We start from the raw sequence: 13,992 nt of genomic DNA, 5'->3' as shown, positions 1-13,992 counted from the left end.
CGCGACGGCGTGGCGGACGGCCCGTACGATCGCAGGCGGCGCCCGGCCGCACAACACCGATGTCGCACACCGACACGTAACACAGGAAAGGCGTGGTGAACTCCGAGGTGAGCAAGAATCCGCGTGGGAAGAACTCGCTGACGGCGGTGCGAGGCGGAGATCGCACGCGCACGATCCTGATTCAGGTGGGTGTCGCGGCCGTGCTGATCGCGCTCATTGCGGCCATCGGCATCAGCATCGCCGTCAAACAGTCCAACAAGAACGACACCGGGCCGGTGCCCTCGGTCGCCGCGCAGCCGGCCTCGCCCGACGCGGTCACCGGCTCGATCACCGACCAGGGCGAGATCAAGATCGGCAAGCCCGGCGCCAAGGTCGACATTCGGGTCGTCGCCGACCTGCAGTGCCCGGCCTGCAAGATGTTCGAGACCGCGAACGCCAAGGCCATCGAGGACGCGGTGAACGCCGGCACGGCCAGCGTGCGCTACAACATCATCGCGTTCCTGGATCAGTCCTCGGGCGGCACCCGCTACTCCTCGCGCGCGGCCAACGCCGCCTACTGCGTCGCCGGCTCCGACCCGACCAAGTTCCTGCCGTGGCTGACCACCATGTACGAGCAGCAGCCCCCGGAGGGCGGCACCGGCCTGCCCGACGAGAAGCTGGTGCAGATCGCCCAGGCCGCCGGCTACACCGATCCGGCCGTGGCCGAGTGCATCACGTCGAACAAGTACGACAAGTACGTGCAGAAGACCACCAAGGACGTGCTCAACAGCGGCATCAAGTCCACGCCGACGGTGTACGTGAACGGTAAGCAGATCACCAGCTCGCAGCAGCTGATGCAGCCCGACGGTCTGCGCCCGGTGATCGAGGCCGCGGCCAAGTGATCACCGTCCGGCCCCGCCCCGCGTGGCTACTCCTGCTCGGCACCCTGCTGGGCTGGCTGGCCGCGGTGACGTTGACGATCGAAGACTTCAAACTGCTGAAGGATCCGTCCTACCGGCCGTCGTGCAGCATCAATCCGATCCTGTCCTGTGGCTCGGTGATGGCCACCCACCAGGCGTCGGTGTTCGGATTCCCGAATCCGATCATCGGCGTCACGGGATTCTCGGTGGCGGTCACCATCGCGGTGCTCGCGGTGGCCGGTGTCGGCCTGCCGCGCTGGTTCTGGGGCGGGCTGTGGATCGGCCTGGTCGCCGGGATGGGCTTCATCTTCTGGCTGATCTTCCAGAGCCTCTACCGCATCGGCGCGCTGTGCCCGTACTGCATGGTGGTGTGGACGTTCACGCCGGTCTGCCTGGCGGTCGTCACCGATCAGCTGTGGGGTGGGGCCCGCGGGATCATGGGCATCGTCGCGCAGTGGCGGTGGACGATCGTGGTGGTCTACTACGCGATCGTGCTGCTGCTGGTCTTCCTGCGCTTCCAGGACTACTGGCTCTCGCTGTTCTGATCAGTTGGGCGGGCCGGCGGCCAGCGTCACCGCGAGCGTGCGGTGCGTGCCGTCCGGCTCGACCAGATCCAGCCGGATCACCTCGTCCGGCCGGCGCACGTTGAGCGCTGCCTTGAGCGTCTGCGCCGAGGTGACCGGTGTGTCGTCGACCGCGACGATCACCTCGCCGGAATCGAGCCCGGCCGTGAAGGCCGGCAGCCCGTAGATTGCCACGTCCACCCGGGCGCCGGTGGGTTTGGCATCGGAGGTCAGGACACCGAGTGTCGCGGTGGGACCGACGTGGACCGTATCGGTCGGAATGCCGGTGCGGATCTGGCGCACCACACTCAACGCCCGATCGATCGGCACCGCGTAGCCGCTGGCCTGCCCCTGCTGCCGGGACAGTTCGCCCGAGGCGGCGGTCACCACGCCGATCACCGCGCCGGTCCGGTCGACCAAGGCGCCACCGGACTGTCCGGAGACCACCGGCGCGGCCACCTCGATCATGCCGATCAACGCCTTGCGCGACAGATCGGCGGTATCGCGCGCCACGATCGAGGCATCCAGCGCGGTGACCGTGCCCGGTGTCGCGGTCGGGGAACCGGTTCCGCCCGCATTGCCGATCGCCAGCGCCTGATCGCCCACCCGGACCCCGGCGGAGCTGCCGATGCGGGCCACCGACAGCGCCGCCGCCCCGCTCAGCGACAGCAGCGCGATATCGGCGTCGGAGTCGTAGCCGAGCACCGTCGCCGGATAGTGCCCACCGTTGCCGAGATCGCCGACGGTGATGGTCTCCGCGCCCTTCACCACGTGGTGGCTGGTCAGGATCTCACCGTCGGGACTGAGCACGATGCCCGAGCCGGCCGCGCCCATCCCGCTGGGCCGGATCGACACGTTGATGTTCACCAGGTCGGGTTCGACGGCCGAGGCCACCGCCGCGGGATCCATCGGCGGCACGGGCGGCCCGAACAGCGCCGAGGTGGAGTGGCCCGCGGGCACCGCCCACCGTGGCAGATCCCCGCGGTAGCCCAGGAATGCCGCGCCGACCAGGGCCATGACGAGCACGAAGACGACCGTCGACAGCCACCCGCCGCGAGCCGGACGCGATTGCCGGCCCGAATGCTGCTCGTCCATCGCCGCTCCCGATTCTGCATGCCCGGGGTGGGCTGGCGGAGTTTGTGCTTTTATGTGTACCAAATCGGCGCGGCGCCCGGTATCAGTCCTGCAATGCCGCCACCGCGAACATCAACGCGGCACCGGCGATCGTGCAGAACAGCACGGTGCGCGACGGGCGGCCCGAATGTGCTTCCGGCAGAATGTCACTCGTTGCCAGATACAGCAGGAATCCGGCGAAATATCCCAGATACAGGCCCGCGACGTCGGGAGGCACCCGGATCACCGTGCCGATGATCGCGCCCGCCACCGGCGCCAGCGCATCCAGGAACAGCAGGGTCAGCGCCCGCCGCCGGGCATTGCCGTACAGCGTGGGAATGGTGAAGGCGTTGAATCCGTCGGCGAAGTCGTGCGAGATCACCGCGATCGCGACCGAGATGCCCAGCGCCGTGCCGGCCTGAAATCCGACGCCGATGCTGAGACCGTCGAGCATGCTGTGGAAGATCAATCCCCCGGTGGCGACCAGTCCGACCGACGGGAAGTCGTGGGTGTGGCGGCCGAAATCCTGCTCGTGCCCGATGTGGATCGCCATCTCGCGTTCGATGATGTGAATGGTGAAGAAGCCGATCACGGCCGCCACGAGCACGCCTGGCACACCCGAGACGACCCGGTCGGATTCGGCCAGGGCATCGGGGATCAGGTCGAAGGCGACCACGCCGAGCATGATCCCGGCGGCCAGGCCGAGGATCAGCCGCTTGCGCTCCCCGATGCGCGCGGCCGCCAACCCGCCTGCCAGCGTCGAACACATCGATATCAACGCCAGCACGATCGCCACCGGATCAGCATCCGATATCGGCGCGAGCCCGCCGAGCACATCCGACCGGCGGGTCGCCGGTGGTGGGTATGGCCCCCGCTCCGGTCGCGTCGCTCCAGGCGGGTGGTTTGCGTAGGCATCCATGCGGGGGTAGGCATGAACGCATGACGACAGCTGCCGCGTATTCCGTTTCCGCGCCCGACGGCCGGTTCACCAAGACCACCATCGAACGCCGCGCACTCGGCCCGCACGACGTGCTGATCGACATCAAGTACGCCGGCATCTGCCACTCCGACATCCACACCGCCCGCAACGAGTGGCACGGCACCAAGTACCCCTGCGTCCCGGGCCACGAGATCGCCGGTCTGGTCGCCGCGGTCGGCCCGGAGGTGACCGAGTTCTCGGTCGGCGACCGGGTGGGCGTGGGCTGCATGGTCGATTCGTGCGGACAGTGCGAGCCGTGCCTGGCCGGTGAGCAGCAGTACTGCGTGCGCGGCGCCACCATGACCTACAACGGCGCCGTCCCGGAGGAGATCCAGGCCGGCGGCTACACCCTCGGCGGCTATTCCAGCCAGGTGGTGGTGACCGACGGCTTCGTGGTGAGCATTCCGGAGGGCATCGGACTGGACGAGGCCGCGCCGCTGCTGTGCGCGGGCATCACCCTGTATTCACCGCTGCGGCACTGGAACGCGGGCCCGGGCAAGCAGGTGGCGATCATCGGCATGGGTGGGCTGGGCCATGTCGGGGTGAAGATCGCCGCCGCGATGGGCGCCGAGGTGACGGTGCTGAGCCATTCGCTGAGCAAAGAGGACGACGGCCGGCGGTTCGGCGCGCACCACTACTACGCCACCACCGACCGCCAGATCTTCCGCGATCTGCGCAACCGGTTCGACCTGATCATCAACACCGTCTCGGCCGATCTGCCGATCGACACCTATATGCGTCTGCTGAACCTCGACGGCACCATGGTGATCCTCGGCCTGCCCGAGCAGCCGCTCGCGGTGCGCCCCTTCACCCTCACCGGCAACCGCCGGTCGCTGGCCGGGTCGAATATCGGCGGCATCCCGCAAACCCAGGAGATGCTGAACTTCTGCGCCGAACACGGCATCGGCGCGGAAATCGAGGTCATCTCCGCCGACCGCATCGACGAGGCCTACGAGCGCGTGGTCGCCAGCGACGTGCGGTACCGGTTCGTCATCGACGCCGCCACCATGTGAATTTCGAGGCGACGCCGGCGTCCGCGCGCTCGGCGTCGCCGCCGGAGGGCGAAACCGAGCCGTCCGCGGATGGCGGAACCGAGCCGTCGCAGGATGGCGTTCCCGCGCGGCCGGCGGTGCGGTGCAACAACTCCGCGAGATTGCGGCGCACCCGGCCCATCTGGGCGCGGCTGTGATCGTTGGTGTCGTATTCCACCTGCACCGTCAGCCGCTCCCCCAGGGTGAACGCAGTCAGCTTGGGCGGCATGCCGGGCCCCATGGCGAGCAGGTTGTCCCGCACCAGCCGCACCCCCTCGGGGAGGATATGGTCCGGCACCCGCCCGATGTTCGACAGCGCGATACTGGGCTGTTCCGCGAGTATCCGCGCGGTGGCCTCGTCGCGAATGTACCGGCCCGCCAACGCCAGATGCGCGGGGTCGCGGCGCTCCAGGGCCGCGCGGACGTCGGCGTGCACCACCCTGCCCAGTACGAACGGATCGGCGGATTCGGCCACCGCCAGTAGCGTGCCCCAGCCGGAGGCGCAGTTGAGGACCGTCTCGTCGGGCAGCCACGGATCCACCGCGGCCCGCATATCGGCGGCATAGCCGCAGACCATCGGCAGTGCGCCCACACCGCCCAGTTCGGCCCGGACCGCGGCCAGCGCACACCCGCTCAGCAAGGCGTTCACCCCGATCCCGGCCGAGCGCGCCGCGGCGGCGAAGGCCGCGGTCTCCTCCGGTTCCAGCTCGATCCGCTCGGCGACGAACAGACCGCGCCCCGACCCCGCCGTGCCGTCGCGCGGCAATCGCGCGGGCGGCTCACCGATGATCGTGCGCATCGCCGCGAGCAGTTCGCCGACCTCCGCCCCGGAGACGACCGCGGCGAGGCGCTCGTCGACCGCTTGCGGCAGTTCGTGATTCGCGCGCACCGGCAGCGGCGCCCCGCGGCGATGCGCGGTGTAGCGCCGCCACATCTCGTCCAGCAGTGCGAAAGACGAACGGCCGTCGGTGATTCCGTGATGGACGACGAGCACGATGCGGGTCCGGTCGTCCTCGCGGAACACCCGCGCGAAGAACAAGCCCTCGTCCCACGGTTGCGGCTGGTTGACGAAGTCGACGTATTCGATGTCGCCACCGGGACTTTCGATGACCGCGGGGCGATAGCCCTCGACATGGCGAAGTACCGGCACCCGGGCGTCGTCGAATCGGCGACAGCTGAGCAGCGGATGCTCGGCGGCCAGTTCGGCCAGCACCGTGCGCAGCAGTTCGGTGTCGAATTCCCCTTCCACGGTCGACCCGATGAACAGCGCCATCCCGCCGACCGGCACGGAACCGAAGGTGGCGTGTTCCTGGAAGTAACCCGACTCGAAGGGCGATATCGGACGTTGCGTGACCATCTGGCACCTCTCGGACGATTCGGAGATCACACGGAGAACCATACAGCCGTTTCAAACACTTGTCACAAACATTTGTTTGAAACATTCGTCAGCGGGCGCTTGCTACCCTGCCGACGTGGGAACACGTGAGGATCTGCTCTCAGCGGCCAAACACTGCCTGGCCGAACGCGGCTACGCCCGGACTACGGTGCGCGATATCGTCGCCGCCTCGGGCAGCAATCTGGCCGCGATCAACTACCACTTCGGCACCCGCGACAACCTGCTCACGCAGGCCATGATCGAATCGTCCGCCGAGGCCGTACAGCAGATCCTCGACGCGCTCGCCGAGAGCAGCGAACCGCAACCGGCGCAGCGGCTGCTCACCTTCCTGGGGCGTCTGACCGCCACGTTCACCGAGCAGCGTGCGCTGTGGGCGGCCAATATCGAGAGTCTCGCGCAGGCGTTGCATTCCGGTGAGGTGAAGGCCGACATCACGACCAAACAGCGCGAGGGCAAAGTGGCACTGACCCGAATGTTGTTGCCCGACAGGGATATCGAGGACGACGACGGCGGCCCGATCGGCGTGCTGCTCTGGACGCTACTCGACGGCCTGCTCGTCCAGTGGCTGCTGGACCCGAAGTCCGCCCCCTCGGCCGAGCAGCTCGTCGCCGGTCTGCGCACCCTCGCCCCGATGCTGTAGCCGCCGGCCCGGGCGCGGCCCGCATCCGGTCATCCGCGCCCAGGCACCGACGAACGTCACGCGCCGAGAACCACCCGAAGCACAGTGCCCGTTCCCGTGGTGACCAGCAGCGCGCGATCGTCGGTGGGGACCTTCGCGACCGAGGTGGCCGGCACGCCGAGGTCGGCGACCGTGCAGACCGCGCCGGTGGCCGGGTCGACGCGGACCAGACGACCGGTCGTGGTCGCGACGTACAGCATGCCGTCCGGACCCATGGTGAGATCGTCGGGCAGGGCGGTCAGCGGGAGCGCCCCGACAGTGACCGAAGCGACGGTCGTCTGCGACTGCGGAGCATCGACGGGGATGCGGACGATGCGACCGTCGAGGCTCTGATAGAGCGTCGCGTAGAGCGAATCACCCTGCAGCACAATGCCGTTTACCCCGGCTACCGCGGCGCGCGCGGTCCAGTCGGCGTCGACGGAACCGCCGGGCCGCACCTTCACCACTCCGTGTGCCGTATCGGCGACGTACAGATTGCCCGCGCCGTCGAAGGCCGCACCGTTGGCCATGCCGAGACCGGAGACGTAGACCTGCGGCGCCGGATGGTCGGCGCCGGGATCGAACCGCACGACGCCGGAGGAATGCGCCCCGGGCAGCAGTCCGGCCGACGAGTCCCCGAAAACCACGTACAGCGCACCGTCGGGACCGAGCCGGACCGCACCGGGCGCGTCCACGGGTACCTCGGCGGTCACGTGCCCGCCGGAGTCGTAGCGCTGCACCACATTTCGGAAGACGCGCGAGACCCAGAGGTTCCCTCGAGCGTCGTAGCCGAGGTTCTCCGCGAAATCGAGCAGCGGGGCCTGGGCGGGCAGCAGCTGTTCCACCGACGAGGCCGGGCAGCCGGGTGTCTCGGCGCGAACCGGAGCGAGCGCGGACGGAAGAACGGCCGCAGCGCTGATCCACACTGTCGCGAGAACGCCCGCACTCGCGACATGTCCGACGGGCCCGTGCGCACCGCCCCGGCCGCGCCGAGAGATCCGTCGCCGGCCACGGCGCGCACCCCGTGGGAACGAACCACCCATCACGGTCCTCCTGCCGTTCGCCGCCATACCGCGCAACCGTCTTCGCGGCGGGCATCGACGCCATCCCCGGTTCGCGGGTCCGGCCGAATCCTACGTGCCGTGATCCGGACACGCCCAGGCTCACGAATACCGAGCACCCCCTCCGGAGCCGGCCGCATCGCAGCGGAGCAGGTGGCGAGCGACCGCCACGCGATCGTCGGGCGCCGAGTAATCTGTAATCGCCTGTGTACCTTTATATTCGGCGGAAGCACTGCACTGCGTATGCGCCCCGCCCGGACCCGCCGGCCCCGGCCGCGATTCGCTACCTCCGAACTCCGCTCCCGACCGCCGCACACAGCGTAAGGTCGACCCTGGAACCGGGTCCGGGACGGTCTCTGCCGCTATAACCGCAGGTCGGCCCCGTCCGGATCCGTGTCGGTGTTCGGCAACCGTGCTGGAGGTCCTCGCGTGCCCGACCGTGAATCGTTCGACTACATCATCATCGGAGCGGGGAGCGCGGGCTGCGTCCTCGCCCATCGCCTCACCGAGGACCCCCACGTCTCGGTCCTGCTGCTGGAGGCCGGTCCCGACGACCGGGCCGACGAGATCAAGATACCGGCGGCGTGGGGGAAATTGATTCGCACCCAATGGGATTGGCGCTACGAGACCACACCGCAGAAACATCTCGGCGGCCGGCGCGCGTACTGGCCGCGGATGAAGGCGCTGGGTGGATGCTCGTCGATGAACGCGATGATCTTCATCCGCGGCAACCGCGCCGACTACGACGGCTGGCGGCGCGACTTCGGCGCGGTCGGCTGGAGCTACGAGGACGTCCTGCCCTATTTCCTGCGGTCGGAGACCAACACCGGCCTGCGTTCGCCGTATCACGGCACCGACGGCCCGTTGCACGTCGAGAACCGCCGCTACACCCACGAACTGACCGATGCCTGGATCGCCGCGGCCGCGGCCGCGGGCATTGCCCGCACCGACGATTTCAACGGCGCGACGCAGGAGGGCGTGGGCCGCTACCAGGTCACCCATCGCAACGGCCGCCGCTGGTCCACCGCCGACGGCTATCTGCGCCCGGCGCTGGACCGGCCGAACCTGACCGTGCGGACCGAGGCGCACGCCACCGCGCTGGTGCTCGACGGGACCCGCGCGGTCGGCGTGACCTATCGCCGCCACGGCAGCGAGCACACCGTGCATGCCGAGGCCGAGGTGCTGCTCTCCGGCGGTGCGGTCAATTCGCCGCAGCTGCTCATGCTCTCCGGTATCGGGCCCGCGGCGCACCTGCGCGAACTGGGCATCGATGTGGTGGTGGACCTGCCCGGCGTCGGCGAGAATCTGCACGACCACCCGGTGACCCCCATCCTGTGGCGCACCCGCGGCGTCTCCGATCTCGCCGATTTCGAGACCCCGTTGCGGCTCGCGCAGTGGCAGGCGCTCGGCCGCGGGCCGCTGACCTCCAATGTCGGCGAGGGCGGCGGATTCGTGCGCACCCGCGAGGGACTCGAAGGTCCCGACATCCAATACCACGTCGCGCCGACAGCGTTCTACGACAACGGTTTTCACGAGAACATCGCGCCGATGTTCACCGCCGGGCCGACGCTGGTCGACGTGCACAGCCGCGGGCGGCTGCGGTTGCGGTCGGCCGATCCGCTGTGGAAGCCGGAGATCGATCCGGCCTACTTCTCCGACCCGCGCGATGCGGATGCCCTGCTCGCGGGCTGCCGGCAACTGCACGAGATCGCGCGGCAGCAGCCGCTGGCCGCCCATCTCGACAGTTCCTACCTGCCCGAACGCGCCGACCGGATCGACGAGGACGGCTGGCGGGCGCACATCGCACGCTGGACCCAGACGCTGTTCCACCCCGTCGGCACGTGCGCCATGGGCAGCGGCGAGACCGCGGTGGTCGACCCCGAACTGCGCGTCCACGGCGTCAGCGGACTGCGCGTGGTCGACGCCTCGGTGATGCCCCGCATCGTCCGCGGCAACACCAATGCGCCGACCGTCATGATCGGCGAGAAGGCGGCCGACCTGATCCGCGGCCGCACCCCGTCGTCCAGCACCGGCACCGCTACCGAGGAGGCCACCCGATGACGACCGTGAACGAGATCGGTGAGATCGATACGCACGCCACCTTCGATGTGCACGATCCCGGCACCGGCGAGGTGGTGGGCACCTACCCCATCCACACCGAGGCCGATATCGAGGCGGCGGTGGCCCGCGCCCGCACGGCATACGAGTGGTGGTCGAGCCTCGACTACGGCGAGCGGGCCCGGCGCCTGGCCGGATTCGCGGGACTGCTGGCCCGCCGGATGCGGCAGCTGGCCGCGGTGATGCACGACGAGACCGGTAAGCCGTATTCCGATGCCGCGCTCGAGGTGGCGCTGAGCCTTGACCATCTGAAGTGGGCGGGCCGCAATGCTCCGAAGGTGCTGGGCCGCAAGAGCGCTCGGGTGGGGCTGCTCACGATCAATCAGGCGGCGTCGGTGGAGTACAAGCCGCTCGGCGTCATCGGCGTGATCGGCCCCTGGAACTATCCGGTGTTCACACCGCTGGGTTCGATCGTGTACGCGCTGGCGGCGGGAAATGCCGTGGTGTTCAAACCCAGCGAATACTCCCCCGGCGTCGGCCGCTGGCTGGTCGACATGTTCGCCGAGGTCGTGCCGGAACAGCCGGTGCTGCAACTGATCACGGGCGAAGGGGCGACCGGTGCGGCGCTGTGCCGATCGGGCGTGGACAAGATCGCCTTCACCGGCTCCACGGCGACAGCCAAGAAGGTGATGGCCGCCTGCGCCGAGAGCCTCACGCCGCTGGTCGCCGAATGCGGCGGCAAGGATGTGCTGCTCGTCGACGCCGACGCCGATCTGAACGCCGCGGCCGACGCCGCGCTGTGGGCCGGAATGGCCAATGCCGGCCAGTCCTGTATCGGCACCGAACGGGTCTACGTCCACGAGCGCGTCTACGACACCTTCCTCGACACCTTGGTGACGAAGGCGAAACAGCAACGCGCGGGCAATGATCCGGGCGCCAAGATCGGCCCCATCACGATGCCGAAGCAACTCGACGTGATCCGCCGCCACATCGAGGACGCCGTCGCGCGCGGCGGCCGGGCACTGACCGGCGGCGCCGACACCATCGTCGGACAGGTGGTGCAGCCCACCGTGCTGGTCGACGTGCCCGAGGACGCCCCGGCCGTGACCGAGGAAACCTTCGGGCCCACCCTCACCGTCGCGAAGGTGCCCGATATGGACACCGCGATCGCCCGCGCCAACGACAGCCGCTACGGCCTGTCCGCGGCGGTGTTCTCGAAGGCGCGCGGGCGGGAACTGGCCGATCGGCTGCGTACCGGAATGGTCAGCGTCAACGCGGTTTTCACGTTCCCGCAGATTCCGTCGCTGCCCTTCGGCGGTGTGGGCGACTCCGGCTTCGGCCGCATCCACGGCCCCGACGGATTGCGTGAATTCACCTACGCCCACGCCGTCGCGCGGCAGCGCTTCCCCTCGCTGCTCGCCCTGACGACCTTCGACCGCACGCAGAAGGCCGACGACACCATGGCGACTCTGATGGCGCTGCTGTTCGGCCGGCACTGATTCGCACAGCACGAAGGCCACGTCCGGCACGAAGCCGGGCGTGGCCTTCGCCCGTGTACCACCTGTGCGTGGTCTACTTCTCGGTCTGCTCGTGCAGCGCCTTCTTCGCGGCCTGCTGCGCGGCGTCGACCTGCTTTTCGAACTTGCCGCCGGTCTGCTTGTCGACCAGATCGCCGACCTTGTCGATCACCGGGTCGAGTTTGTCGGCATTCTTGGCCGCCAAGTCGGCCGCCTTGCCGGCGGCATCCTTGAGCTGGTCGAACATACCCATGAGCGGTTCTCCTGATCTCGAAACAGTAGTCGTAGGCTAACGCACTCGGGGCGAGCGAATCTTCGGCAACAGCTGTGAGTTTCGCCCGGGTGGCGAACCACCCGGGCGATGCGGATTGCGCAGCGGCAGGAGCTATTCGGCCGCTTCGGCGCGACGCCGCACCCGGCGGGCGGCGGCGACCATATTGCGCAGCGAAGGATCCAACTGCCAGTAGTGGCGGGTCTTCAAACCGCCGTCCGGATTCGCCCACAGCCGCTGCGGGGTCACGGCTTCGGCTGCGGCGGTGAGCAATTCGTCGATCTCGTCGATATCCGGAATCCGCGCCGAGCGGCTCTCGTACACACCCGGGCCCACGCCGTGGCTCAGGCCGTGCCCTTCCTCGACATCCTCGGTCAGCGCCTTGAGCACCCATTCCAGCGAGCGGGTCGCGACGATGGCGGTGACGTCGGCGTCGAGTTCCTCGATGGCACGCACGATTTCGGAGCGGGCCGAATAGGCGATATGGGTGTGGATCTGGGTGTCGGGCCGAACCCCGGAGGTCGCCAGCCGGAACGCGTTGACCGCCCAGCGCAGATATTCGGTGCGCCCGTCCGGCCGCAGCGGCAGCAACTCGCGGACCGCCGGTTCGTCGACCTGGATGATCGCCACGCCGGCCTTCTCGAGATCGGCCAGTTCGTCGCGGATCGCGAGCGCCACCTGATCGGCGGTCTCGTACAGCGGCTGGTCCTGGCGCACGAACGAGCGCGCCACCATCGTTACCGGACCGGTCACGATGCCCTTCACCGGCTTGTCGGTGAGCGACTGCGCGTAGGTGATCCACTCCACCGACATCGGCTTCGGCCGCGACACGTCGCCGTAGATGATCGGCGGCCGCACACACCGCGATCCGTAGACCTGCACCCAGCCGAAGTGAGTGGTCGCGAAACCGTCGAGCAGTTCGGCGAAGTACTGGATCATGTCGTTGCGTTCGTGCTCACCGTGCACGAACACGTCGAGGCCGATGTCCTCCTGCAGGCGGATGGTCGACTCGATCTCGGCCTCGATCCGCTTGCGGTACTCCTCGTAGGACAGCCGGCCTTCGCCCAGGTCGTAGCGGGCCTGGCGCACCGCGTCGGTCTGCGGGAAGGAGCCGAGCGTGGTCGCCGGAACCAGCGGCAGATTCAGCCGCTCCCGTTGCGCCTTCGCGCGCACCTCATACGGTTCACGCTCGCGCATCTGCGGCGTGACGGCGTAAACCCGTTGCCGCACAGCGTGTTTCTGCTTGAAATGCACCGACGTCGGGCGCTTCGCCCACTTCGCCGCGGTCTCGCCGCCTTCCCCGCCCCGATGCACTTCGGTCAATGCCTTCGCCAGCGAAACAACCTCGAGCACTTTCTGTTTCGCGAATGCGAGGCGGTCGGCGACATTGCCCTCGATGTCGTATTCGACCAACAGGTCGTAGGGCACGTGCAGCAGCGTGGTCCCGGTGGACACGACGAGGTCCGGGCACACCTTCGACAGCGCGTTGAGGTATTCGAGGGTGACCAGCCGGTCGGCACGCCAGACGTTGGTGCCGCTGATCACGCCGGCGTAGAGCCGCTTGCGCCGGATTCCGGGAATCTCGGCGAGTTCCTCGGGCCGGGTGCGGTGGCCGGCCAGATCGAGCCCGATCGCCTCCACCGCGGTACCCGCCAGAATCCGCACGGCCTCACCGAAATCGCCGTACTGGCCGGTGACGAGGATGCGCGGACGCAGCGCGGCCGTCGACAGTCGCTGGTAGGCACGCTCGAACGCGGCCAATTCCTCCGGCGTGCGTTCACTGGTGAAGCACGGCTCGTCGAACTGCACACAGGTGGAACCGCGCTTGGCCAGGATCTCGAGCAGCTGCTCGTAGACCGGCAGCAACTTGTCCAGCAGGGTCAGCTTGTCGAATTCGGTCTCGCCCGGCACCTGCCCCGCCTTGGACAGCAACAGCAGCGACAGCGGGCCCAGCACCACCGGCCGCAGTTCGATGCCGCGGTCCATCGCCCGGTCCCACTCCTCCAGCAAAGCCTCGGGGTGCAGCGAGAATTCGGTATCGGCGTCGAGTTCGGGCTGACGGTAGTGGTAGTTGGTGCCGAACAGGCGAACCAGCTCCAACGGCGGCAGATCCGGCCGGCCGCGCGCCATCAGGAAGTAGAAGTCGAGCGGGTGCAACTCCTCGCGATACGGCTCGAACCGCTTCGGCACCGCGCCGAACAGCAGCGCGTTGTCGAGGATGTGGTCGTAGAAGGAGAAGGTGTTACCGGGTACCTGCGTCAGTCCGGTCGCGGCCAGCTCGGAGAACTGAGTGTCCTGGATGTCGCGCCCCACCGCGAGCAACTCCTCGCGCGAGAGGGCGCCGTGCCAGTACGACTCCAGTGCACGCTTGAGCTCCCGGTGCGGACCGATCCGCGGATAACCCAGGATGCTCGATCCGAAACCGTCGGTGACGTTGACCATGAGC

12 protein-coding genes are annotated in these 13,992 nt (G+C 68.5%); 6 read left to right on the top strand and 6 right to left on the bottom strand.

Annotated features, from left to right (window positions below; translation table 11 throughout):
- Nucleotides 1-92 precede the first annotated feature (92 nt).
- Both ACPCUW_RS33240 and ACPCUW_RS33235 read left to right on the top strand, forming a co-directional pair.
- Nucleotides 93-881, top strand: a complete 789-nt coding sequence (locus ACPCUW_RS33240) for a DsbA family protein (protein WP_104392743.1) — start codon at nt 93-95, stop codon at nt 879-881.
- On the top strand, nt 878-1,444 hold the full coding sequence (locus tag ACPCUW_RS33235; RefSeq protein WP_063016237.1) for a vitamin K epoxide reductase family protein: 567 nt from the start codon (nt 878-880) through the stop codon (nt 1,442-1,444). The genes ACPCUW_RS33240 and ACPCUW_RS33235 overlap by 4 nt, the downstream gene beginning before the upstream one ends.
- Here the strand turns inward: ACPCUW_RS33235 and ACPCUW_RS33230 are convergent, their stop codons facing one another.
- Both ACPCUW_RS33230 and ACPCUW_RS33225 read right to left on the bottom strand, forming a co-directional pair.
- Nucleotides 1,445-2,557 carry a S1C family serine protease gene (locus tag ACPCUW_RS33230; RefSeq protein ID WP_423429265.1) on the bottom strand — a complete coding sequence of 371 codons (1,113 nt, stop codon included), beginning with the start codon at nt 2,555-2,557 and terminating at the stop codon, nt 1,445-1,447.
- Between the two features lie 82 nt (nt 2,558-2,639).
- Nucleotides 2,640-3,371, bottom strand: coding sequence for a ZIP family metal transporter (locus ACPCUW_RS33225; protein ID WP_063016284.1), 732 nt, complete (start codon nt 3,369-3,371; stop codon nt 2,640-2,642).
- Between the two features lie 143 nt (nt 3,372-3,514).
- Between ACPCUW_RS33225 and ACPCUW_RS33220 the strand changes: the two genes are divergently transcribed.
- Complete coding sequence (locus tag ACPCUW_RS33220) at nt 3,515-4,567, top strand: NAD(P)-dependent alcohol dehydrogenase (RefSeq protein WP_030516138.1); 1,053 nt, start codon at nt 3,515-3,517, stop codon at nt 4,565-4,567.
- On the opposite strand, the gene ACPCUW_RS33215 is transcribed toward ACPCUW_RS33220, so the two are convergent.
- Nucleotides 4,545-5,942 (bottom strand): phthiocerol/phthiodiolone dimycocerosyl transferase family protein, encoded by a 1,398-nt coding sequence (locus ACPCUW_RS33215; protein ID WP_423429264.1) that lies wholly within the window; start codon nt 5,940-5,942, stop codon nt 4,545-4,547. The two genes, ACPCUW_RS33220 and ACPCUW_RS33215, sit on opposite strands and share 23 nt — an antisense overlap.
- Nucleotides 5,943-6,057: 115 nt before the next feature.
- Here ACPCUW_RS33215 and ACPCUW_RS33210 point away from each other — a divergent pair, with 115 nt between their 5' ends.
- Entirely contained in the window at nt 6,058-6,621 is a 564-nt protein-coding gene (locus ACPCUW_RS33210; RefSeq protein ID WP_063016231.1) for a TetR/AcrR family transcriptional regulator, read from the top strand.
- Nucleotides 6,622-6,677: 56 nt separating this feature from the next.
- Here ACPCUW_RS33210 and ACPCUW_RS33205 read toward each other — a convergent pair whose 3' ends face one another.
- On the bottom strand, nt 6,678-7,565 hold the full coding sequence (locus ACPCUW_RS33205) for an SMP-30/gluconolactonase/LRE family protein (RefSeq protein ID WP_423429263.1): 888 nt from the start codon (nt 7,563-7,565) through the stop codon (nt 6,678-6,680).
- A gap of 564 nt (nt 7,566-8,129) precedes the next feature.
- On the opposite strand from ACPCUW_RS33205, the gene ACPCUW_RS33200 reads away from it, so the two are divergent.
- Together ACPCUW_RS33200 and ACPCUW_RS33195 are read left to right on the top strand one after the other, a co-directional pair.
- Nucleotides 8,130-9,761, top strand: a complete 1,632-nt coding sequence (locus tag ACPCUW_RS33200) for a GMC family oxidoreductase (RefSeq protein WP_423429261.1) — start codon at nt 8,130-8,132, stop codon at nt 9,759-9,761.
- Nucleotides 9,758-11,257, top strand: coding sequence for an aldehyde dehydrogenase family protein (locus ACPCUW_RS33195; RefSeq protein WP_063016226.1), 1,500 nt, complete (start codon nt 9,758-9,760; stop codon nt 11,255-11,257). The genes ACPCUW_RS33200 and ACPCUW_RS33195 overlap by 4 nt, the downstream gene beginning before the upstream one ends.
- Nucleotides 11,258-11,330: 73 nt before the next feature.
- On the opposite strand, the gene ACPCUW_RS33190 is transcribed toward ACPCUW_RS33195, so the two are convergent.
- Together ACPCUW_RS33190 and metE are read right to left on the bottom strand one after the other, a co-directional pair.
- The gene (locus tag ACPCUW_RS33190; RefSeq protein WP_051757293.1) at nt 11,331-11,528 is read right to left on the bottom strand and encodes an antitoxin; all 198 of its coding nucleotides are present in this window, start codon (nt 11,526-11,528) and stop codon (nt 11,331-11,333) included.
- A 132-nt stretch (nt 11,529-11,660) separates the two neighbouring features.
- Complete coding sequence (metE, locus tag ACPCUW_RS33185; RefSeq protein ID WP_423429259.1) at nt 11,661-13,988, bottom strand: 5-methyltetrahydropteroyltriglutamate--homocysteine S-methyltransferase; 2,328 nt, start codon at nt 13,986-13,988, stop codon at nt 11,661-11,663.
- Nucleotides 13,989-13,992: the final 4 nt, after the last annotated feature.

This window comes from Nocardia sp. AB354, assembly GCF_049538315.1.
GTDB classification, from domain to species: Bacteria; Actinomycetota; Actinomycetes; order Mycobacteriales; family Mycobacteriaceae; genus Nocardia; species Nocardia nova.
This window is presented reverse-complemented; position numbering and strand designations above follow the sequence as displayed.